This is a genomic window from Trichocoleus sp. DQ-A2, assembly GCF_039961915.1.
Taxonomy (GTDB): domain Bacteria; phylum Cyanobacteriota; class Cyanobacteriia; order Cyanobacteriales; family FACHB-T130; genus FACHB-T130.
On sequence record NZ_JAMPKD010000006.1, the window covers coordinates 246,457 to 268,579 of the forward strand.

Annotated in this window: 19 protein-coding genes; 5 read left to right on the plus strand and 14 right to left on the minus strand. The window is 47.7% G+C overall.

Annotated elements, in window-relative coordinates; translation table 11 throughout:
* Positions 1–55: 55 nt before the first annotated feature.
* The 4 genes from NC997_RS08050 to NC997_RS08065 form a co-directional block, all read right to left on the minus strand.
* Positions 56–406: a hypothetical protein gene (locus NC997_RS08050; protein WP_190410708.1), complete on the minus strand. Its 351-nt coding sequence runs from the start codon at positions 404–406 to the stop codon at positions 56–58.
* A 278-nt stretch (positions 407–684) separates the two neighbouring features.
* Complete coding sequence (locus tag NC997_RS08055; protein ID WP_190410709.1) at positions 685–1,110, minus strand: thioesterase family protein; 426 nt, start codon at positions 1,108–1,110, stop codon at positions 685–687.
* A gap of 80 nt (positions 1,111–1,190) precedes the next feature.
* A complete protein-coding gene (locus tag NC997_RS08060; protein ID WP_190530401.1) occupies positions 1,191–2,261 on the minus strand; it encodes a CHAD domain-containing protein in 1,071 nt (356 codons plus the stop codon).
* 106 nt (positions 2,262–2,367) lie between these two features.
* Positions 2,368–3,081: a hypothetical protein gene (locus tag NC997_RS08065; protein WP_190530403.1), complete on the minus strand. Its 714-nt coding sequence runs from the start codon at positions 3,079–3,081 to the stop codon at positions 2,368–2,370.
* Positions 3,082–3,535: 454 nt separating this feature from the next.
* Between NC997_RS08065 and NC997_RS08070 the strand changes: the two genes are divergently transcribed.
* Positions 3,536–3,838 (plus strand): DUF6464 family protein, encoded by a 303-nt coding sequence (locus tag NC997_RS08070; protein ID WP_190410712.1) that lies wholly within the window; start codon positions 3,536–3,538, stop codon positions 3,836–3,838.
* Positions 3,839–3,940: 102 nt separating this feature from the next.
* Here the strand turns inward: NC997_RS08070 and NC997_RS08075 are convergent, their stop codons facing one another.
* Positions 3,941–4,513: an NUDIX hydrolase gene (locus NC997_RS08075; protein ID WP_190530405.1), complete on the minus strand. Its 573-nt coding sequence runs from the start codon at positions 4,511–4,513 to the stop codon at positions 3,941–3,943.
* 43 nt (positions 4,514–4,556) lie between these two features.
* Between NC997_RS08075 and NC997_RS08080 the strand changes: the two genes are divergently transcribed.
* Together NC997_RS08080 and NC997_RS08085 are read left to right on the plus strand one after the other, a co-directional pair.
* Positions 4,557–5,648, plus strand: a complete 1,092-nt coding sequence (locus tag NC997_RS08080; protein ID WP_190530407.1) for a dipeptide epimerase — start codon at positions 4,557–4,559, stop codon at positions 5,646–5,648.
* 38 nt (positions 5,649–5,686) lie between these two features.
* A complete protein-coding gene (locus NC997_RS08085) occupies positions 5,687–6,736 on the plus strand; it encodes a DUF1611 domain-containing protein (RefSeq protein WP_190530409.1) in 1,050 nt (349 codons plus the stop codon).
* Here NC997_RS08085 and NC997_RS08090 read toward each other — a convergent pair.
* The 4 genes from NC997_RS08090 to NC997_RS08105 form a co-directional block, all read right to left on the minus strand.
* Positions 6,726–8,381, minus strand: coding sequence for a glycosyltransferase family 39 protein (locus NC997_RS08090; protein WP_190432766.1), 1,656 nt, complete (start codon positions 8,379–8,381; stop codon positions 6,726–6,728). The genes NC997_RS08085 and NC997_RS08090 overlap by 11 nt on opposite strands.
* 543 nt (positions 8,382–8,924) lie before the next feature.
* Positions 8,925–10,199, minus strand: coding sequence for a recombinase family protein (locus NC997_RS08095; RefSeq protein WP_190530411.1), 1,275 nt, complete (start codon positions 10,197–10,199; stop codon positions 8,925–8,927).
* Between the two features lie 164 nt (positions 10,200–10,363).
* Positions 10,364–10,723: a VOC family protein gene (locus NC997_RS08100; protein WP_190410719.1), complete on the minus strand. Its 360-nt coding sequence runs from the start codon at positions 10,721–10,723 to the stop codon at positions 10,364–10,366.
* Positions 10,724–10,908: 185 nt separating this feature from the next.
* Positions 10,909–11,607, minus strand: a complete 699-nt coding sequence (locus tag NC997_RS08105; RefSeq protein WP_190410720.1) for a pirin family protein — start codon at positions 11,605–11,607, stop codon at positions 10,909–10,911.
* A gap of 523 nt (positions 11,608–12,130) precedes the next feature.
* Between NC997_RS08105 and NC997_RS08110 the strand changes: the two genes are divergently transcribed.
* Positions 12,131–12,451: a helix-turn-helix domain-containing protein gene (locus tag NC997_RS08110; protein ID WP_190410721.1), complete on the plus strand. Its 321-nt coding sequence runs from the start codon at positions 12,131–12,133 to the stop codon at positions 12,449–12,451.
* A 16-nt stretch (positions 12,452–12,467) separates the two neighbouring features.
* Here NC997_RS08110 and NC997_RS08115 read toward each other — a convergent pair whose 3' ends face one another.
* Complete coding sequence (locus tag NC997_RS08115) at positions 12,468–14,039, minus strand: phenylacetate--CoA ligase family protein (RefSeq protein WP_190530413.1); 1,572 nt, start codon at positions 14,037–14,039, stop codon at positions 12,468–12,470.
* Positions 14,040–14,200: 161 nt separating this feature from the next.
* Between NC997_RS08115 and NC997_RS08120 the strand changes: the two genes are divergently transcribed.
* On the plus strand, positions 14,201–16,384 hold the full coding sequence (locus tag NC997_RS08120; protein WP_190530416.1) for a serine/threonine-protein kinase: 2,184 nt from the start codon (positions 14,201–14,203) through the stop codon (positions 16,382–16,384).
* Between the two features lie 66 nt (positions 16,385–16,450).
* On the opposite strand, the gene NC997_RS08125 is transcribed toward NC997_RS08120, so the two are convergent.
* The 4 genes from NC997_RS08125 to ppk1 form a co-directional block, all read right to left on the minus strand.
* Complete coding sequence (locus NC997_RS08125) at positions 16,451–17,458, minus strand: DnaJ C-terminal domain-containing protein (RefSeq protein WP_190530417.1); 1,008 nt, start codon at positions 17,456–17,458, stop codon at positions 16,451–16,453.
* Positions 17,459–17,534: 76 nt separating this feature from the next.
* The gene (locus tag NC997_RS08130; RefSeq protein WP_190530418.1) at positions 17,535–18,050 is read right to left on the minus strand and encodes an AAA family ATPase; all 516 of its coding nucleotides are present in this window, start codon (positions 18,048–18,050) and stop codon (positions 17,535–17,537) included.
* A 144-nt stretch (positions 18,051–18,194) separates the two neighbouring features.
* Positions 18,195–19,484: a glucose-1-phosphate adenylyltransferase gene (locus NC997_RS08135; protein ID WP_190410725.1), complete on the minus strand. Its 1,290-nt coding sequence runs from the start codon at positions 19,482–19,484 to the stop codon at positions 18,195–18,197.
* A 206-nt stretch (positions 19,485–19,690) separates the two neighbouring features.
* A complete protein-coding gene (gene ppk1 / locus NC997_RS08140; protein ID WP_190530420.1) occupies positions 19,691–21,859 on the minus strand; it encodes a polyphosphate kinase 1 in 2,169 nt (722 codons plus the stop codon).
* Positions 21,860–22,123 lie beyond the last annotated feature (264 nt).

Here is a 22,123-nt window from a genome sequence, read left to right on the forward strand (position 1 = left end):
TGAGTCATTAATCCGTAGCAAGGGCTAATGACTCACGAATCAATTACCCAAATAGCTATTTGCTATCGCCTTGACCTGTTACTTTCTCAACCAGTTCTTTGGCTCCTTCAACTAAGCCATTCTCTGCCTGTGGCCCTTTGTTTGCTTTTACACTTTCGTTGTAAATCTCATCCTGCTTATCTGGATTCCGAGCCTGTTCTGCGGCTTCTTCGTAAGCTTCTTCTCGAAAACTAGCGTCTTCAGTAGGGTCTGAAGTACGGTTAATATTTGCACTTGAGCTTGTCGCTGCATAAGCAGGCTGATTTGCAAAAATGAATAAATTGGAGAGGCTAAGCAAACTCACCGTAACCAGAATCAAAATACTGTTGCGAAATGCTTGCCCTAATGCTGAAAAAATGCGCTGCATTATTTAATTCTCCTTGTTGTTGTATTTCGTAGAATCTGGCAATACGCGAGAATCGCTGACCATCAAGGTCATTTATAGAACCAGTGGTCGATTGATTAGACCAGAGAGATTCTACGGGTATGGCGATCGCGCACCCTTCTGCCGCAAGATATATTCAAGGAGTCAAAATAATTAAAGATTGTTACAAGTCATAGGTCATGGGTCAGTAACAAAGAATGCATGACCCATAACGATGGACTGGTGACTAATGACTTAATTAGCCTTAGACAAGGGATTTTTTATTCGGATACCGCAGACTCAAACAATTGCCCAAAGGCATCTAGGATCTGCTTAGGGATGGCTCGCGGACGCATTGCGGCAAGATCCACCCACACCCACAACGCCTCTGCTGTCACTAATAGCGGAGCTTCTTCCTGTTTGCGGATTTCATAGCGACGGATGGCACGGGTTCCTTGAATTAGGTGCAGCCAGGTGGTAATTTCTAAGCGATCGCCTGCAACAGCAGAACGCAAATAGTCTATCTCGATCCGCCGCATTACAAAGCCGCCGCCGAGTTCCTGGTAGACTTTCTGGTTAAAGCCGAGATGTTCATCGTGTTCGACTGCTGCATGTTCTAGGTAATGCTGATAGACTGCGTTGTTAACGTGCCCCAAGGAGTCCATCTCGTGGTATCGCACGCGCAGTCGGCTTATGAACTTTTGCATCCGTTAATCAGAATATTTTTTCCAACTTTCAGGCTAGCCCATCGTTTTACAGAATAAAAGCTCCTTTTGCATCCCTAAAGCTATGTGCCAAAACCGATACCGCTAGTCCCATCTTTTAAGCCACTTTGTTGATTCTTGTGTTCGTTTGTGTGTTCATTTTTCGGTTCATTGTCAATATCACTTTCATCGCGCGGCTGCAACAATGCCAGGTGAAAGGCTTGTCTTGTTTGGGAATTTAAGTAACGCTCTTGTAGGGGTTGCCACTCTTGCCATGCTTCATAAACAGTTTGATCTAGCTGTTCAGTTAGCGTCGGTAGTTGGTGTTTGAGCTTGGAGTGCAAGACATCACTCAGCACATCTACTAAAACAACGCAGTCTTGAATTTTTCCCAAAGTTTCCTGAACTGACTTTACGTCTTGCAGATAACCTGCATAAGCAGGGCCATAGAAGTCAGAAAATAGTTCCATTTGGTAACGCACGCGCTTGGCTTCTTTTCGCAAGCTGTGGAGAACTTCTCCCTCATCTGCTAAAAGTCGCGATACAGCTGATTGTTTTAGTTCTTTGCCTTCAATCTGTCCTGCTTTAAATTCAACTCCTAGCAACCAACCTGGATGGAGCAATAACTGACTTATCTCTGGCAACAGTAAATCTGGCAGAACCGGCTCTACCGGCATCTGAGCAATTTCTTGATAAGTCGGATGCTTCAACCACCCTTGCAACGATTGCTTGAGTTTGTTGTATTGCTGATGCTCTAGGGTATCCCGGACTTGTTCTAGCGCGTGCTGGCGCTGTTTATCTAGAGCATTCATCGCCTCTTTTAAAGATTTCTGTTCTTTAGAGGGTAAATTCGGATGGTAACGATTTTTTAGGGCGTCCTGAAGCACGTCTAAATCCCGCAAACCGCCAAGACGATGACCAATTTTGCCAATCTTGTTTTCTTGAGCTGACTTGGGAAGATCCAGCGCGGGTGCAAAGCCCTTTACCGCCGAACGCAGGCGACGAATTCCCACGCGCATCTGGTGTAACGCTTCTGGATCTTTGTCTTTGATAACATCAGATTCGTGCTTAATCGTTTTTTGAAAGTGTTTTTCAATCGCTAGGTATGCCCAGTCTCCTAAAGTCTTGGCTTTTTCTTGGGTATGCTTTTTCATGACAATATTGGCTCTAAACGCGATGGATTGGATTAGTTAATAGCAGGACAGGGTTGAGTTGAACGGTTAAAGTACCACATTTCCACCCAGGTTTTGGTATTGGAGTCTATTGCATCCAGGGAGTATTTGTGATATGACCCGGATAGGAAACCCACAAGTCGTATCGGGTTACGGCTTCGCCAGTCTGTAGGTTTTTGAGGAACGGCTTGCCAGTCCAGATTTGGCAGCTACAGAGGTTTTTTACTTCCTGAATCTCAAAAAATTCAGCTTCGGCGGGTTGCAGTCGAAAAAACTCAATATGCCAATGAGCGGGTTCAACCGCAACATGAGTAGTAGAGGAAGTCTTTTCAGTTAGCTGGGAATTTCGGTTATCAAGCTGAATGGCGCTGGGGAGAAAATCGATATCCAGCACATAAGATTCAAACCCATGCTGTCGGGCAAATTCTATGATTTGCTGCCAATCATAGACGGGTTTTTGCTCTCCCTGCTGGGGAGTATCGTCTCCAAAGCAGTAACCGCCAAACAGCCAAACCAGTTTTGACAGGATCGATTCTACACGGAGGCGATCGCTTCTTAAAAGTTCTACATCTTCCGGTAGCAAGATGCGCCCTGGAACACACCACCAGTATTCCCAGAAAGTATTCGCATCTAAGGAAACTATCCGCTTGACGACTCCCGGAATGCGATCGCGTTGTTGGATCTGACGAATTTTTTCCTTAGATGCGCTTTGTCCCGAAATCGGCAAATCTCGATTTGCTGCTAGGGTATGTTCGGGCGCGGTCGTCATTTCTTGGGGGAAGAAGGAGTCGAGGTTCAGCACGGATATTCTCTCACTACACCGAATGCAGTGTTCCATTCTAGATCCTAGAATAGGCTCTTGGATCTAGAGATTTGTATACCTTTGGTTGAATAAGTTTAAGCTTCATTGGCTCTCTTTCGAGATAGAGGGAAATCACGCTAACCTTAAAAATAGAATGGTTAGTGTAGCGGTACGCTACTTGCAGACTGAAGACTAAAGAATAGACATTAATAACTTCCATCAATTAGGGATGTGGCGTTTCAGACCACTCAACCTAGAGAATGTCTGGAAAGTTATAATCGAGATGCTTAAACGGCAAAGCGAATTTAGCCTTAACTTGAACAATAGAGAAACCCATTATTCGCAAAGTTTCAATGGGTAGTGCATAAGCTAAACTGACTTTACAAATACTTACGGCTACCTACTTATATGAATCGGGTAGAATTGTATAAGGATAAGATGAAGGGATAAGCGTGTGTTAGAAATTCTCCTCATTTTTGTTGTTAGTCTAATACCAGGGCTGCTTTCAGTGTGGCACGTTCGCAGGATAGAAGCACGAAACATGGCGGGTTTGCAAGCAGCGATGCGGAGGATAGAAGCTCGGCAAATGCAAAGAATGCAAATGCCTTCAGATCAACATTACATTGAAGGCGTGGGTTATTTAATTGGGGATATTACTTGTCAGTTTAATGCTCATTCTGCTTATATCCGTTGTGCAGTAAACCCGTTTGGCCCTTGCCACGAATGTTCTTCTTATAAATCTAGAGAATACAATTAAGTTAACCTTATATAAATATGAATATGTCTAAAATAGGCGTAGTTGATTAAAAATTTATTTAAAAAACATTTACTATTATCACCCTTGAAGCTTCAGGGTATTTTAATTTGCTTGTTTAGCAGCTTGACAGGATAAAAAATCTAATCCTAAGAAAATAGCAGCAATTGTTCCAGAAACACAAATTTCACCCTGAGCGATTGTTTCTTTGACTTTGGAGATAGGAATTAATATAACTTCAATATCTTCGGTGATATCTAGCCTTTGCTGACTGGCTAGACGCACATTTTCAGCTAGAAACAAATGAATATTATTTGTATCTTTGGGTGGATTATCATATAAAGTTGCCAATTGAATGAGTTGCTCGGCAATATATCCCGTTTCTTCTTCTAATTCTCTGGCGGCGGCTACAACACTATCCTCTTCCTCTGGATGAAAAGCACCCGCAGGAAGTTCTAATAAAATTGCTCCGACGGCATGACGATATTGCCGCACAAAAACAATTTCTTTTTGCTGAGTGATTGGTAAAATAACAGCAATATCAGGTCGAATATTTACAAAAAAGTCATCGACGATTTGCCCGTTGGGTAATTCGACTTCATCTTGCCTAACTTTACACCATTGATTATTTATCACAATTTTAGAATTTAAAATTTTCCACTTGCTAAGGTTTTTCATAAACTAATCCAAAGTAGATTCAAAAATCATAAAGCATACAACAATGCAGATTAGCGTAGAAACCTTTACAGTAAACAAGCGATTTCCTTTAACCATCAGTCGCGGGACGACAGCGCAAACCATGAATGTGTGGGTACGCGCGATCGCAGAGGGGATTGAAGGCTGGGGAGAAGCTTCGCCCTTTTCCATTGGGGTGGGAGAACCGCGGCAAACCACGGAGATTCTCTTGGAGGCATTGCAAGGCATCGCGCCGCTGTTGGAGGCATATAGCCCTTGGGAAAAGCAGAAAATTGAGGAAGTATTGCAAGCAGCGCAAATCCCTTCTGCGGCGTGGGCGGCAATTGATATGGCGTTGCACGATTGGCAGGGAAAGCGGCTAGGATTACCGTTGTGGCGTCTGTGGGGATTGGATCGAGATCGGATTGTTCCCACCTCTGTGACGATTGGAATTAATTCCCCATCTGGTGCTTTACAGCGATTGCGCGATTGGCGGCAGGTGACAGGGGCAAATGTTTTGAAGGTGAAATTGGGTAGTTCCGAAGGAATTGAAGCGGATCAAGCGATGCTGATGGCAATTCGGGAGACAGTACCGGATGCTCAGCTAAGCGTCGATGCCAATGGGGGTTGGAATCTGGAAGACGCTGTGATGATGTGCAGTTGGCTGGCAAAGATGGGCGTTAAGTATGTGGAACAGCCGCTGGGACGGGAAGCAGAAGTCGGGATAATGGGGGAATCGTCGTTTAAGGAATTGTACACGCGATCGCCTCTACCCATTTTTGTAGATGAAAGTTGCTTTACTCGCAAGGATATCCCGCAACTGGCAGACCGCGTTCATGGCGTTAATATCAAACTAATGAAGTGTGGCGGCTTAACGGAAGCGATTCGCATGGTACATACAGCGAAAGCTTGTGGATTGCAGGTAATGTTCGGTTGCTATTCTGACAGCGCCATCTCGAATACGGCGGCGGCACAACTCTCCCCCCTAGCGGATTATCTAGATTTAGATAGTCATCTGAATCTCATCGACGATCCTTTTAGCGGCGCATCCATACAAGATGGGCGATTGCTACCCAACGATTTACCCGGATTGGGAGTTATCAGAAGGACGGAGAATATTAGCGAAGCAGCGCCTTAGTGCTGGATAAATTTCTGTTCCCTATTTTCTAAAAAGCTGTGCATTTGACATCTAAACATCGAGTCGCAATTCTGCTACATGAAGGGATTCGCGGCATCCACGGCAAGACCGGACTGGCGCTATTGCGCTATGGCGAAGCGCTAGTAGTGGCAGTCATCGATCGCCAGTGTGCGGGAGAGTCGTTGCGAGAATTGACAGGTATCCCCCGCGAGGTTCCGATTGTCGCTTCTCTGGAAGAGGCGCTAGCTTATACACCCGATATCCTGGCGATTGGGATTGCACCGCCTGGGGGTGCCCTGCCAGCCGAATGGTGGCAGGAAGTAAAACAAGGGATAGCAGCGGGGTTGTCTATCGTCAATGGACTGCATACTCCAATGGCGTTCCATCCGGAGATCCAGACATTGTTGAAAGATGGGCAGTGGATTTGGGATGTGCGTCAGGAACCCGCAGGATTAAAGATAGGAAGCGGACAGGCGCGATCGCTCGCTTGCAAACGGGTTCTCGCTGTCGGCACAGATATGGCAATCGGCAAAATGTCAACCTGTTTGGAACTCAATAAAGCCGCATTGCAGCGCGGTTTGCGTTCCAAGTTCCTAGCTACAGGTCAAGCCGGTTTAATGATAGCGGGGGATGGTATACCCCTGGATGCCGTGCGGGTTGACTTTGCTGCGGGTGCTATCGAGCAAATGGTGATGCTGTTTGGCGAAGAGCATGAGATTCTGTTTGTTGAGGGGCAAGGTTCCCTGTTGCATCCCGGTTCAACTGCAACGCTGCCACTGATTCGCGGGACTCAGCCGACGCATCTGGTGCTGGTACATCGAGCGCAACAAGCAACCATCCGCAATCATCCCCACGTTCCGATTCCGCCCCTGCCAGAAGTCATACAGCTTTACGAGACAGTGGCAGCGGCAGCCGGTGCATTTGCGCCAGTGCCTGTGGTTGCGATCGCCCTCAACACCGCCCATCTTGACGCTGATACTGCACAACGAGCGATCGAGCAGATACAGGCAGAAACAAAGCGTCCCTGCACCGATCCAGTCCGCTTTGGTGCTGACACACTATTAGATGCCGTAATGTCTAATCCTTAATCTGTGGCTTCTGACTCTTCGCTGGTTTGACGGCTGTCGGCTTCGTAATTAGCAGCCAACCCTCCGCCTGATTAATCGCTTTTACCGGCTTTAAATTCAGCTGCTTAAAGGTGGGTTGGTCAAGTAAAAAATAAGGTTGAGCGTCACCTTTCCAACGTTGCTGGAGTTCGGCATCCGTTGCGGGGATGACTTGGCGATCGCTATAAAAATTCAGAGAAGGACGACCATGATCGTAGGATGTGTAGATTGGCTTATTGATGGGAGTTTTGCGCTTAATCATCGCGGCAACGGGTTTAACCGGATAGGCTTCTGCGAGTTCCCAATTCCAGTGTGGCGATGTCATGAGTAGCAGTAGCGTTACATACGTACCCCAAAATAGCAGTGGAATAAATTGCAGGTCTTTTTGATAAATCAAAACTGCCGTTATCAATAAAGTCAAAGCAGCCGATGCAAACACCAGTTGCAAATTCCAGTTCGGTTGGGGGCCAAACGCAGCAAAATAAAAACTACCGCTTAGCGCCGCTAAACCCATGACTGTCAAAAGCGGTACCCAAGAGCGGGGATAGGATTTCTTACTCGGCGCATTCCAAATTTCAGCAAGCTGGGCACCTCCCAATAAAGCCACTGCTGGGTAAATCGGCAGTACATACCAGGGAAGCTTTGTTCCCATCACCGAAATGGCTACTAGATAAACACTCATCCACACCAGTACCAGTTTTGCCCAGCTCATATTGCGATTTTCCCAAGCAAGGCGCAATCCTTGGGGCAATAAGAATAACCAGGGCCAACCGTACTTTAAGATTTCCAACAGATAGTACCAGGGGGGACCCGCGTGATTCTCGACGGGTGCCCAAATCCGCTGCAAGGATTGACTGAAGATGCCGGTGTTTACGAAAGCCTGCCCGTAGTGGAGAAATTGGGCACCATACCAAGCGGCAACTGGCACACTGCCCAAGAGCAAACCAATCCAGAAATAGAGGGAAGTTAACAGTCTGGGAGTATCCCAAGCTAAAAATACCAGGGCAATATTTAAAAGTAATAATCCCATCATGCCTTTAGTCAGGCAAATCAACCCAAACCCGATACCGGCACCGAGAGCGTAGCGCAAGTTTCGACGCGATCGCAACACGCACCACATCATGAACAGGAAAAAGCACAGCACTGCCCCATCCAGCATCGCCAGACGCCCATGACGCACAACGGGTAGTAGCGTTAAGTAAATCAAAGCCGAGAAAAGAGCTGGAAGGCGTCGCCGGAATAGTTCCCGTCCAATGCCATACAAAAGCGGCACACAAGCGGCACTCAGCAGCGCCCCAGGTAGGCGCGTTGTCCACTCATTTACACCGCCGATTGCGTAGGCACCGGCAATCAGCAGATGCATTAAAGGCGGTTTATTGAAATACTCCGTACCTCCCAACGTCGGGTACAGCCATCTCAAAGAATCAAACTTTGCCTGCCAAATCTCACGAGCAACCTGGGCAACCGTTCCCTCATCCCAATCCCGTAAAGGCAGTACGCCCAGATTGATTCCAAATAGCAGGATAGCCGCTAGGAATAACCCTAAGACCCACAGCCTTTCCACCCATCTGTCAGCTCCTCTAATCTTCTTTTTTGAACGACCCCACGCAAAAGTTTGACGATCCATATTTAACAAAGCCCGTGGTATTTAGCGGCAATCCAACTTCATTCCCTGCGATTTATCTAACTCAATCATCTGACTAAAATCACAAGGTAAGTTTCCATGTCCTTATGAAGTTTGCATAACTCTATAGAATAAAGCCGGATTTTCTATCTTAAAGGGACCGAGGAAAACTCTCGTCATGCCTGTCCTAACCCTGTAGGACAATCTCAGAGTTGGAAACACTCGCAGCGTTTAGACTCAGTTTTACAGCGGTTAGACGCTCGTTGCGTTCCGAATTATAAAATTTATACCAGTAGTGAGAGTCATACGGAAAGTTTTTTTAGTCATCTATCGGCACATTTAGCATCGCCACCATGCAAGTGTAACGCCGACTTACTCTGTTCGCGTAAGTGTTGCTAGCGTACGTGTTGCGGCTTTGTGAAGAGCGAGCGCACTCTTTAACGATTCGGCAAGGCGAGATAACTGGCTGCTGTGAGAAGCGGGGTATCTGAAGTGCTGGCTCACAGCTCAAATAGAATTGCGATCGCAACACTTTATCGTTAATCGCTAAAAGATGAAAACTAGCTGGATCTCCCAAGATGAATCCTGGCGGTTAATTTCAATCTGGCGAATAAATTCTCGAAAGTAGAATCGTCGCTCTGATTCTGACAAATCTAGCCAAAATTGTGAGATAGATACAGCCTGCGCGATCGCTTGTAAATCTACTGGCGGCAGACTCGCCATCCGCGATTGCAATTGAGAGATTTCTGTGCGTAGCTTGTAGGCGCGTAACTGGGCAGTTTCTGAATCTAGAATGCCATTCTCTGTAAGCGTCGGCAACTGAGCTAAGATATCTTGCTTCGCGGCAATTTCATGGGTAATCGTGCCCTTAATTCCATCCATATTGGGAACATTCACCGCCGCTACTGCGCGGGGTAAATCCTGGCAGATTCTCTCAATCGTTTGCTCCAATACTTCCTGATAAGAAATAGCCTTACATTTGGGCTGTTTAACGCACTTGGTTGGACGCAGATAAAGATATTCTCCCTGTTTGCGGGAAGCGGTGACGCGGGTAATCGTCATTGGCGACTGGCACTCCCCACAAACTACTAATCCCGCTAGAGAACGATTTGCACTAGCGGTGCGAGGAGGCAAACGGCGGTTACGGCGCAGCAAGCGGTCAATTTGCGCGGCTTCTTCCCTAGATACGATGGCAGCATGGGTATCAGAGAGAACCTGACCATTCTTATACGCAGTATCGCCCCGATAGACTGGGTTCGTTAGCCAGCGTTGTCCAGTAGAAGCGGAAATTTTCTTGGCGTATTTCTTTTCTAGATACCGCACCGCACCGCGTAAAGAACCATACAGCAAAAATTGTTCAAAAAAATCTTTGACGACTGGCGCGGCGCTGCGGTCTAGGATATAACGGTCTTTACCTCGTCGGTAGCCGTAAGGAGCTTTTCCGGGTGCTGGCGAGGCTTTGAGCCGCCGCTGAGCGTGTCCTTGACGGATGCGATCGCTGCGCTGCCGATTCTGAATTTCTTGCAGGAGTTGCAGGGGTGTTTGATGATACGCGACTGACTCGGTAGTAATAATTTGAATGCCGAGGGATTCGAGATCGAGGATGCGATCGCATACTTCTTCCACCGAGTTTCCCAATTCTGCCAGTCGTCGGATTAATAAATAATTAGCGGGTTCTTCTTTACAATCTTCTAACAGCTGTCGTAGTTGTTGACGTTCCCCTAAATCTTGATAAACGCTATCTATTTCCCAACCCCACATCAAGGGATCGGGTGCAACTTCAAGCAACGGGTCAGTATAGGAATATGCAATGATTTTCATTGCAGAATTATGTACCAAGCTGCCAGGAGCAGCCTGAAGAGTTTAATTTTAGCTTGTGTAGGTAGGCTTCGTTTCTGTAGCCCCACGCTTCTATCGTGCAGACAGGTCTTCGCAATTCGCAGGATGCTCCCAAAGTGCCCTGATTAGGATTCATGGTTGACAGCTCATTCACCTAACTCAATGATGTTGCCATCAGGATCTTGAGTAAACAGCGCAGCGCGACCAGAAGCGCTCATTTGTAGGGGGTAGTTGTGAGCCATAAGCTTCTCCTTAGCAGCGTCTAAGTTGGCGACCAAGAAGGCTAAATGCCGATTCCGACCTAATTTTTCAGAATTGACTAAATCTGATGGTATAGAGTTGGCAACAATCAGGTGAATTTGAAACTCGCCGACTTGATACCATGCGCCGGGAAATTTCAGCACTCTATCCACCTTCGATAATCCCAACACGTTCCCATAAAATTGCTCGGCTCGTTCCAAGTCAGAAACGAGAATGGCTGCATGGAGACATTGAGTAATCTGCATCGCTAGTTATACTTTTGCCTGTAATCATACCATTTTTACCTGGAGGTAAACGAATTCCTTAGAACCAAAAAATAAATAAGAGAAATCAAGCGATCGCTTGATTTCTCTTACTTAAAGAACTGTTTACTTAAAAACCATGACCGGAATCATCGTCTTCGCCTAAAGGGTATATAAACCTTCGGCTGTCATGCCAAATCGAACAACAGGAATTCCGTGCTATTTTTGGCTTCTATGGCTATCTGGTTTTCATCACTGATTGCAGCGCCATCTCCAGCAGCCAGTGGCTTACCATTCAAACTGATATCGCCTTTGATAACTTGCAGCCAAGCATGGCGGTTAGGGTTGATTTGATAATTAACCTGCTGTCCTGCATCGAGCAAACTTGCGTAGAGATTGGCATCTTGGTGGATAGTAACCGAACCATCCCGACCATCTTGAGAAGCAATTAAACGGAGATTCCCGTGCTTTTCTTCAGCTGAATACATTTTCTGTTCATATCTAGGTTTTAATCCCTTTTGATTTGGCGTAATCCAAATTTGTAGAAAATGCACTAAGTCAGTTTTAGAATGGTTATATTCGCTGTGCGTAACTCCTGTACCAGCGCTCATAACTTGCACTTCACCCGGAAGAATAATAGAGCTAGTTCCCATGCTATCTTTATGCTCCAAAGCACCTTCTAGTACGTAGGAAATAATTTCCATATCTCGATGAGAATGTGTCCCGAAGCCTTGGTTCGCTTGCACTCTATCTTCGTTAATTACGCGCAGAGTTTTAAATCCCATGTGCTGGGGATCGTAATAGTTGGCGAAAGAGAATGAGTGATAGGAATTGAGCCAGCCATGAGCGGCATGTCCGCGTTCTTCTGCTTTCCGAATTGCAATCATTTTCATCTCCTATTTAACTTGAATGTCCAGCGGCTAGAGCCTAGAGTTATCCTGGTTGTAGAAAGGCGATTTATTGCGTCTCCCTTCGCAGACTAAAAAAATGGGATCTGTTGCCAGTTGGTACAAGTAAACTTTATTTAGACAGGCTACGGTTTTGTCATGAATAATACTAAAGTTTACTGTACAAACCATCACAAAACGGTGGATTTCTGGTTTACTCACACTGGCATACTGCTACGTGTTTTTTGTCTTTCATTACAAACTTTACAGGGGGGGATTCCGTGTTTTGATGGGAACCATCGCCATAAGGTTGATTGTGAGATTGACCGCAACTACACCAAAATTTAAGTACCCAATTCAAGCGCAAGAATGATAGGTTTTGTATCTACAATGACGGGTTCACTCATTTTGCTTGTCCTTGGCTTTCTTTGGTGCCTTATTTTTGTATATTTATAGTTTAAAAAATGTAACCATAAAGTGTAAAGTATGCAGTTTAAAGTAAGATAGTACCCAAAAAGATACTATGGAAGCTAAAAGCGAGAATTTTGAAAGGAAGACTTGTCCAGCAGAAACTACCTTAAAAGCAATTAGCGGACGCTGGAAGCTTTTGATTGTGGCAGAACTATGGTCAGGCGTTAAACGGTTTGGGGAACTGCAAAGAGGGCTGGAGGGAATCACTCAAAAGATGCTCACACAGCAACTCAGAGAGATGGAAGAAGACGGAATTATCCATCGTCAGGTTTATCCGCAGATTCCCCCAAAAGTGGAATATTCTTTGACCCCTTTAGGAGAAAGTTTGAAACCGATTATTCAGGCAATGCACGAATTAGGCACGCAATTATAGAAATTATTGGCAGAAATTATTGGCGAGTATAGCGATGCTTCACCCCAATCGGAAAATATTCTGGATCGCCGGTGGGAGTTAAGGTAACTTGCGGCATTTGGTAGGTTGGGGGGACATAGTTTGCAAACTCGCTGTTGAGGCGTTGTAGCTGGGACAAAATTGAAGATGCGATCGCTTCCTGCTTGTCTTCACTGGCTTCCACTTGGGGCGCTAACTCCACAACCACCGACAGGAAGCGGTTTTTATCTGCATCTTCCTGAACCTGCATGACAAACTTACCCGTCACCCACTCTCGAATCCTGGGTTGTTCTAACCCCACCGTCACATTTTCCGGGTAAATATTTGCGCCGAAATAGGAAACCGTGAAATTAGACCGTCCAAACACATAAACAAACGGTAATGGAGGAATTCCTCTTTGGGTAGCCCGCGCCGCCGGATTGAGTTCGGGTAGCCCTAAACCGGAGGTTTCGGGATGAGGAATGGCACTTTCACCTTGCAACGCCGCGACTGGATCGAAGTCCCATTCTGTTAAAAACTGGAGCATTTCATCGTAAGGGATTAAGCCTCCCGTATCGGAGATATGATAGCGGATCAGCGGAATCCCGTTATCGCCGGAAAACAGCAATGTGCCCTCGTGAACCTCGAAAAAGCGACTCAGTGGGTCATACTGTACCAGCGTTGGCAAGCGAGATTCTCCAAATAATGCCTTAGCAGCATCTGGATGTTCTGCCAGAAATCGACGGATGCGGATACTCAGCGGGGTTTCGTTGCCCAAAACGCCTGCATCGGCTGTCCCATAAAGCGAAGCAGAGTCATAACAAGGATTTTGAGAACCGACTCTTTCTCCGACAAGATTGCGCCATTCTTCGCTAAAGACTTCTCCCGCAAACACCATTTTGATGTGATATTGCTGCCACTCCACACCCCGCGCTATGCCACTATCAATGACATCCTTCAAAAATGGTGGATATCCCAGCAGCACCACTTGCTCAAATGCAGAACCCAGTTCTTGCACCACTCGAAATATCTCTTCTTTATTATTGCCAGGAGTAATCACCGTAATCGGGTATCCTTTACTGGCGAGATAGCGACAGCAGTTTGCTGTGTATATTCCCCCAACCCAAGTCCCTAAGGTAAAGCAGATAACAGCCAAGGTGCGGCGGGTATCAGCCTGAAAACTATCATGAAATATCTGTTCAAAGCGAATGGCGATTTGCAGTTCATCCGTGAGGAAACGAGGCCAAAATGTCGGCTTTCCCGTTGAACCGGAGGAAACAGCAATCGTATCGCACGCTTCTAATTGTCCGTTGCGGCACAAGTCTGCAAGCGAATGACGCAACAGGTAATTTTCTTTGGTAATGAAGGGAAGTTTTTGGAAATCTTCAAAAGTTTGTATCGAATCCGGATCGATACCTTGTTCCTTCACAAAAGCTTGGTAGGCGGGGACACTCGCAGCAACCTCGTGGAATAATTGCATCGTAGCGGTTTCTGGGGAGGTGCTGCGATACTGTTGCAGCCGCCACTGGAGGGGAGTACCCAGGAACGATTGAAAAGCGGTGAGTACCCGTTGACGTTGTTCTTCTAGCATTGTCCCCCCTCTCAGTTTTGTATTTAAGATCAGGCTAACGTAGGGAAGGCGATCGCTTTCAATCGCTTTCGATCGCTTTCATCGATCGCATTACTTGGTAGAATCTCGGTCAATTTGTTATACCGTTACTGGATCTTCCACAGAATTGCCCCAAGTTAATCATGCCCCTCTATTGCACCAAAGGACACGAGAATCCCATCGATGGTCGCTTTTGCCAGCATTGTGGCGAACCGCTACCTGCTGTGGTGAGTAATACTGTTTTGCCGGGGATGACGCTGGGCGATCGCTATCGAATTGTGCGCGAATTGGGGCACGGTGGCTTCGGACGCACTTATTTGTCTGAAGACCTCAACCGCTTCAACGAACCCTGTGTTTTAAAGGAATTTGCCCCCAAGGTTCAAGGCACTTACGCTTTGCAAAAAGCTTCCGAACTATTTGAACGGGAAGCGGGTGTCCTTTACAAGCTGAAACACCCGCAAATTCCCAACTTTCGAGAGTTATTTCGGGTAAACCAGCGAGGGAACGGACGCCTGTTTTTAGTCCAAGACTATGTGGAAGGTCAAACTTATCGCGCGCTTCTCGAAAGTCGGAAACATCAAGGAGCGCGGTTTAGCGAGCCAGAGGTACGGCAGATCCTGCTGCAAATTTTACCAGTTCTAGAATATATCCATTCGATGGGGGTCATTCACCGCGATATTGCTCCAGATAACATGATTTCGCGAGCTTCTGACCAACTGCCCGTCTTGATAGACTTCGGTGGCGTCAAGGAAGTCGCAGCCACCGTGGAATCGGAGTTTAGCGAGACACCAGGGATGGAAACAGCGACCATCCATACTCGGTTAGGTAAGCCCGGATACGCCCCCGATGAACAGATGCAACGGGGAATTGTGTTTCCCCATAGCGATTTATATGCTTTGGCGGCAACAATGTTGGTGTTGCTCACTGGTAAACAGCCGCAAGAGCTAATCGACGATGGAACGCTTTTGTGGAACTGGCGGCGGGACGTGAACCTTAGCCCCGGTCTGGGGGCGGTGTTGGATAAAATGCTTTCACGACGACCGGGCGATCGCTATCAATCTGCCAGCGCCGTGCTACAGAGCCTTTCATCTGCCCATTCGCCTGCCCCAGCACCCGATCTTCCTCCCACTCAGCCACCCACCAAACCCCCGATGGCACCGACAATGGTGGTGGCTCGTGCCCAAATTCCCCCGCCCCCTCAGGCAATCGCCAACTCACCCCAGCCAATCGCCAACGCTACCCAGCCGATCCCAACCCCCAATCCATTACCGCCGCCAGCCCCCAAACCGCAATCTCCCTTTCTCGGTTTAGTGGGAAAAACTTTGGTCGTGTCGCTGCTGATTACGGGCGCGACTGGAATCGGCTGGTGGGCTGGCAATCTTTGGATACAATCACTATCGAAGTCTGGGGAAGAAACCTCCGATGCCACACCCTCACCCAGTTCTTCGCCGCCCGTCGATCAAGAAAATCCTTCCTCGCAGTTTTCGCCTGCGGAACAGGCACGCAAGCAACAGCTGCGCGATCGCCGTCAAAGTCTCGGCGTTAACTACAATTTCTATGTCAACTGGGTGAATGAAGTTTTCTGGACTCAAAACCCCAATCAACGAGGGCGCACGCTGGGGAATGGGCCAGAAAATGAGCAATTACGAGAGCAATGGGATCGGATCGCAACTGAATTGCTCGATAAGCTAGATCAAGCGAAATTACCGGGCGCAGCCAGACAGCGTTTGGGAAGCTATGGTGCAGCGGATCGCGATCGCTGGAAAGGGCAAGTCAACCAGCGAAACCTGAGCAGTCGCGCCCTCTACGATCTCGCAGATGTGGCATTTTTCCAAGTATTTCCAGAACAGCGGGGCAGAGATTTTCTCAATCAGCCAGTCGGTCAAATCTGGCACGCGATCGCTGGGGAGAAAGTCAAAGCAGTGCAATCTCAAGAGGCGCTGGAAACAATTCGCTTTGCTCCAGGGGCAGTGGGCAAACGAGTCAGCGGCACCCTCCAACCAGGAGAAGGAAAAGCCTACATCGGCAACTTTGCCCAAAATCAATTATTAGCAGTTAACTTTACGGGGAGTTCAAAACTGCGGCTTTCCCTTTACCCCCCAACGAGTACATTTCCCCCAATCCTCGAAGACTCCACCGAAAAAACTTGGTCGGGAACCTTGCCTCAATCAGGCTACTACGAATTCATCGTTGTTTCCGAAGCTTCCCAGCCCGTTGATTATCAACTTGATATCGGCGTGGAAAACCCTCCGGCTCCCTCACCTGAACCGGCTGAAACGACCACTGCTTCTCCTGAACCGGCACAAACAACCACTCCTTCCCCCTAAATGAAACCCCTTACCTCTTTGGGGGAGAGTAAGGGGTGGGGTTCAGATGAAAAGCTCGGATAACGTCTACAGCCGTACCTGCGGCAAATTGCTGCGGGGATTGAAGGTGCGGCTCTCCCGGATTTTCTCGTAATATTCTCGTTCCGTAGCACTGAGTTCTTTCGGCGTCACAATCAAAATCTTTACCAGCTGATCGGAACGTCCGCCTTTGGGATTGGGCCAACCTTTACCGCGCAACCGCAGAGATTGTCCCGAACGGACACCAGAGGGAACGTTGACAGTGACAGAACCATCCGGCGTCGGCACTTCCACGGGTGCCCCCAACACGGCCTCATCTGGCGTTACCGGCACTTCGCAGACGAGATTATCACCATCGAATTGGAAGAACGAGTGGGGCAGCAGCTCCACGGTTAAGTATAAGTCACCCCGCTGCTGAGTATAGGGGCTGACTGAACCTTTGCCTTTGACGCGAATTCGACTGCCTTGTTTTGTACCCGGAGGAATCCGAACGTCAATGGCTTCATTGCCTAAATCTAAACGCTTCTGGACGCCATGAAAAGCCTCGGATAGGCTGAGTTTGATGACCGCTTCTCGATCGGCGGCTGCGGCGGCTTGCGGATCGAAGCCAGAATACCCGCCAAAGTCTGTATACCCAGTGGGGCCTGTAGAAGTGCGATAAGTCGTGCGGCGTCCAGCACGGCTGCCAGAACGGGCACTGGCACCCCCTAAACCGCCCAGGAGATCGTTGACAAATTCATCAAAACTGCCGTACTGACTAAAGTCAAAGCCGCCAAAATCAACGTTCACTCCGCCTGGATAGGGCGACGATCCTTCCCCGACTTGTTTCCAATACTGTCCGAACTGATCGTACTTTTTACGTTTTTCTGGGTCGGATAGCACTTCGTAGGCTTCGCTGACTTCCTTGAAGCGAGCTTCAGCTTCTTTGTTGCCAGGGTTCATGTCGGGGTGGTACTTTCGTGCCAGTCGCCGGTAGACTTTTTTGATTTCATCGGCACTAGCGGTTTTAGTAACTCCCAGGATGGCGTAATAGTCTTTAAAATCGGTCGCAGCCATCAACCTCCCTCCTCTCGTCTAAATATTTAGTTTAAGTTTTATTTTTTACCTTCTCAGAGATAGGGTATCAAATCAGTCAATGGATATAAGTTCGGCTTTTCCGCACTGAGGCGATCGCGATTTCCGTACTTGTCGCTGAATAACGGATTAAACGATCGAGTCCATCAGCTAGGGTGGGCGGAGCGTCTACCAGTTGGCGGTGCATCTGTAAAATAACTTCTTCTGGAACTTGGCGGAGTCTTAATCGATTTCTTTCTAGACATTCCTGCACTGGCGTATCCAGCCACAAGCCGGTAATGTGGGTAAAACCGCGATCGCTACTTCTCGCGATCGCTTCCCGGCGATGTTTACGAGCCGCATTCGTCGCGTCGAAAATCGCTTGTCTTTTCTCCTCAACTGCTTGGCTTAATTGGCGCTGTACTTCGCTCCACACTAACAGCCACGACCCTTGAATTGCTTCATCCCCAAACAGTTGTTCCCGGATTGCGTCTGTGGCAATCAGCCGATGCTGAGGGCATTCTGCTACGAGCTTTTGTGCCAGAGAAGATTTGCCGCTACCGGGCAACCCAATTAGGAGAATTAATCGAGTCATGTTTCGGTGTTGGGAGTAAGTAATCAGAGTTTTGAGTTTTGAGTTAAAGAGAGTTCTTTAATTCAAAACCCAAATTCAAACGCGAGAATCGCGTCTCTACTTCAACTTTTTCCCAATTAGCAACTCCCCGGACTAATTTCCATCCTAAATGACGGTTCCATCGGGAATCACGGCATTTTTCAGTACCACAACAATCCCGCTACGGATGTAGAAACCTTCGCTTTCGCGGTTGGCTTCTTCCACCCTGTCTTTGTTAATAATTTGCACATTGCAACCAATGTGCGCGTTTTTGTCAATGATAGCGCGGCGAATCCGGGTGTCCGAACCAATTCCCAAGGGAACTTTACCGTCTTCACAGTGAGCTTGTCGTTCGGCGAAGGGTTGGTATAAGTCGGCACCCATGACGAGGGAGTCTTCAATTAAGGAACCCGATTCAATGCGCGATCGCACTCCCAAAACTGAATGCTCAATCCGGCATTCTTTCAGGATGCAGCCTTCCCCAATAATCGACTCGGTGATTTGGCAATCTAACAGCTTACTGGGCGGTAAGTAACGAGCGCGAGTGTAAATCGGAGCATCCTCATCGTAGAAACTAAAAGGCGGCTGCGGTTGTCTGGTGAGAGCCAAGTTCGCCTCGTAGAACGACTCCATCGTTCCAATATCTTCCCAGTAGTCATTAAATAAATAAGCTTGAACGTTATAATCCTGCGCCGAAGCGGGGATAATCTCCTTACCAAAATCGGTTCGCTCTTGGTTAGTTTGCAGCAGATGCATCAGCACGTCTTTTTTGAAGACATAAATCCCCATTGAGGCGATGTAGGGATTTTTCTTCGCTTGTTCCGCACTCAATCCCAGCGTTGTCGTATCGACCTGCATCTCCTTGAGAGCATCGCCTTTAGGCTTTTCGCTGAAATCTATCACCCGTCCGGTATCATCGATTTTCATTAAGCCGAAATCGGACGCCCGTCGCTCATCCATTGGCACAACGGAGAGGGTGATATCGGCATTAGTGTCGCGGTGGCGTTGCACGAACTGGCGATAGTCCATGCGGTAGAGATGATCTCCTGACAAAATCAGGTACTCATCAACATCCCACTCATCCAACAGCCAGAGATACTGACGGACAGCATCGGCAGTGCCTTGGAACCAGTTGGGGTTTTCTGGCGTTTGCTGGGCGGCTAGCACCTCCACAAACCCTTCTGTGAACCCTGCGAAACTGTAGGCGCGGGCAATATGGCGGTTGAGGGAAGCTGAGTTGAATTGGGTCAGAACGTAGATTTTGTAAATTTCTGAGTTAATGCAATTACTGACCGGAATATCGATTAGGCGATACTTTCCTGCCAGAGGCACGGCTGGCTTCGCTCGCAACTTGGTCAGCGGGTAAAGGCGGGTGCCAGCGCCACCTCCGAGAATAATGCTTAGAACTTTTTTCACTTCAAACCTCTCGATTGCCAGTCAACTCCCAAAACCAGTGTCGGACGGTCTGGAGCAGTTGGCAAGGGGGGGAGGGGGAATCGATGTTAGGGGTTATGGATAATTCGGAAAAAGTTTCAAGGAATCAGTGTTGAGTTTTGAATTAAAGCACTCTTTTTTATTCAAAACTCAAAATTCAAAACTCAACACGCTCATTTCCCACTACCCTATTGCTGTGCCATTTCCATCAAAATTTTCTGGGCACTTTGTTCTCTTTCCTTGTCACCGGGGTGGCGTTGGATGTAACGACCATCTGGTTGTAAATCCCAAGCGTGACGGTTATCGGCGAGCATAATTCCTAAGATTTCTTGTAAATCTTTAGAAATTTCGGGATCTTCTATTGGCGCGATCGCTTCTACTCGTCGATCCAAGTTGCGGCGCATCCAATCAGCACTGCCGATATAAACTTCCTCACTGCCAGCATTTTGAAAGTAAAAAATCCGCGAGTGTTCTAGATAACGCCCGACAACACTAATCGTCCGGATATTTTCACTGACTCCTTCCACACCGGGTCGCAGACAGCAAATTCCGCGGATAATCAAATCGATTTTTACCCCAGCGATGCTAGCTTCGTAAAGCGAGGCAATGAGTTGGGGATCTGTCAGTGAATTCATCTTGGCGACAATTCGACCGCTTTTGCCATGATGGCAATGTTCTATCTCGCGGCGGATCAAACTCAAAAAGCGATCGCGGCAGTTCACCGGCGACACCAACAACTTGCGGTAAGACCGTTGCCGCGAGTAACCCGTCAAGTAATTAAACAAATCCGTTAAATCCGCCCCCAAGTCTTCACGGCAGCTTAATAGCCCCACATCTGTATAAATTCGAGCGGTTTTGGGATTATAGTTCCCCGTACCGATGTGGACATACCGGCGAATTTGGTTTTCTTCTCGGCGTACCACCAAAACCACTTTGGTATGCGTCTTTAAACCCACCAACCCATAGACCACATGAACGCCCGCTTGTTCTAACTTGCGTGCCCAGTTAATATTGTTCTCTTCATCAAAACGGGCTTTTAGTTCCACCAGAACCGCTACTTGCTTGCCATGCTCAGCCGCTGTAATTAGGGCATTGAGAATCGGCGAGTCCCCAGATGTTCGGTAGAGAGTCATTTTAATCGCCAGCACATTTGGATCGATTGCCGCTTGGGTAATGAAGCGCTGTACCGTTCCTCCAAAAGATTGATAAGGATGGTGAACCATCAAATCTGCGGTGCGAATGACCGAGAAAATATCTTCTCCCTCATCCAAATCTCCTTCACTGAGCCGCCGCAGGCGTGGGGGTATCCCTGGCGTCCACACAGGGTCTTTCAGTTCCGGGAGTGGCAATTGCATGAAGTACATCAAGTCTGCCAGCCCCAATAGCCCGTCCACCTCGTAAACATCCCGCTCCAACAGCCCCAGTTCTCGCATCAGCATCCCTTTCATGGATTCGGGCATTGAAGCTTGAATTTCCATCCGTACCGCCGAACCACCCACCCGACGTTTCCGCAGTTCTTGCTCAATCGCCAGCATCAGATCGTCGGCTTCATCTTCTTCCACCTCCAAATCTGCATTGCGAGTGATTCGGAAGGGGTGATATTCCTGGATATTCATCCCCGGAAACAGTGACTCTAGATTATGAGCAATCACCTGTTCTAGGGGCACACCCATCCAAATCAGGCGTTCATTCCGGAATCGTTCCTCTTCGAGTCCAGACGACCGACTTCCCAGCCCGGACTCCAACCGTAAGGGCAAAAATCGAGGTAAAACTTTTGGGACTTTCACTCTAGCAAACAGTTCTTCCCCCGTGTCTGGGTCTTTCACCACCACAGCCAGATTCAGACTGAGGTTAGACATATAGGGAAAAGGATGGCTGGGATCGACGGCTAAGGGGGTCAGAACTGGGAAAATTTGCTCTTCAAAATAGTTTTGCAGGTAAGCCCGCTGTTCCTGGTTCAGATCCACGTAGTCTAGAAGATGAATGCCTTGCGCGGTCATCAAGGGTCGCAATGCTTTCTCAAAGTGTTGATGCTGTTGTGCTACCAGAGGTCGCGCTGCCAAGCTAATCTCTTCTAGCTGGTCGCTTGGCGTCCGACCATCGGGCGTCAGCTGGCTCACTTTTGCTTCCACCTGTTGCTTAAGAGCAGCAACGCGCACCATGAAGTATTCGTCGAAGTTGGCACTAAAAATCCCCATGAATTTCAGGCGTTCTAGCAGCGGCGTCCGAGGATCGATCGCTTCATGCAAAACTCGATTGTTAAACTCCAACCAGCTGAGTTCGCGGTTGAAATAGTACTGCGGATGGTTTAGGTCAATATTATGGTGTGTTGCTGCGGTCTTTTTCGCTTTTGACATAATTCTAATGGCAGTCAGGCTGGCAGGTATTCATTGTTACTTGCAACACCAACCAGTGAATTCCATCTGAATTGATCGCAGATTCGCGCTGATTGTTTTAGCACTCATTTTTAAAATGCGCTTATCTTAATTCTGGCTGTGTTATTAATTCATCGTATCCTGACTTAGATGACCCAAAACCTATCTACAGAAAGGCGTTAAATATCATGACCTCATGCAAAAGCGATAGGTTTATGCTCTCAAGGCAGGCTCCGGGCGAGCGAT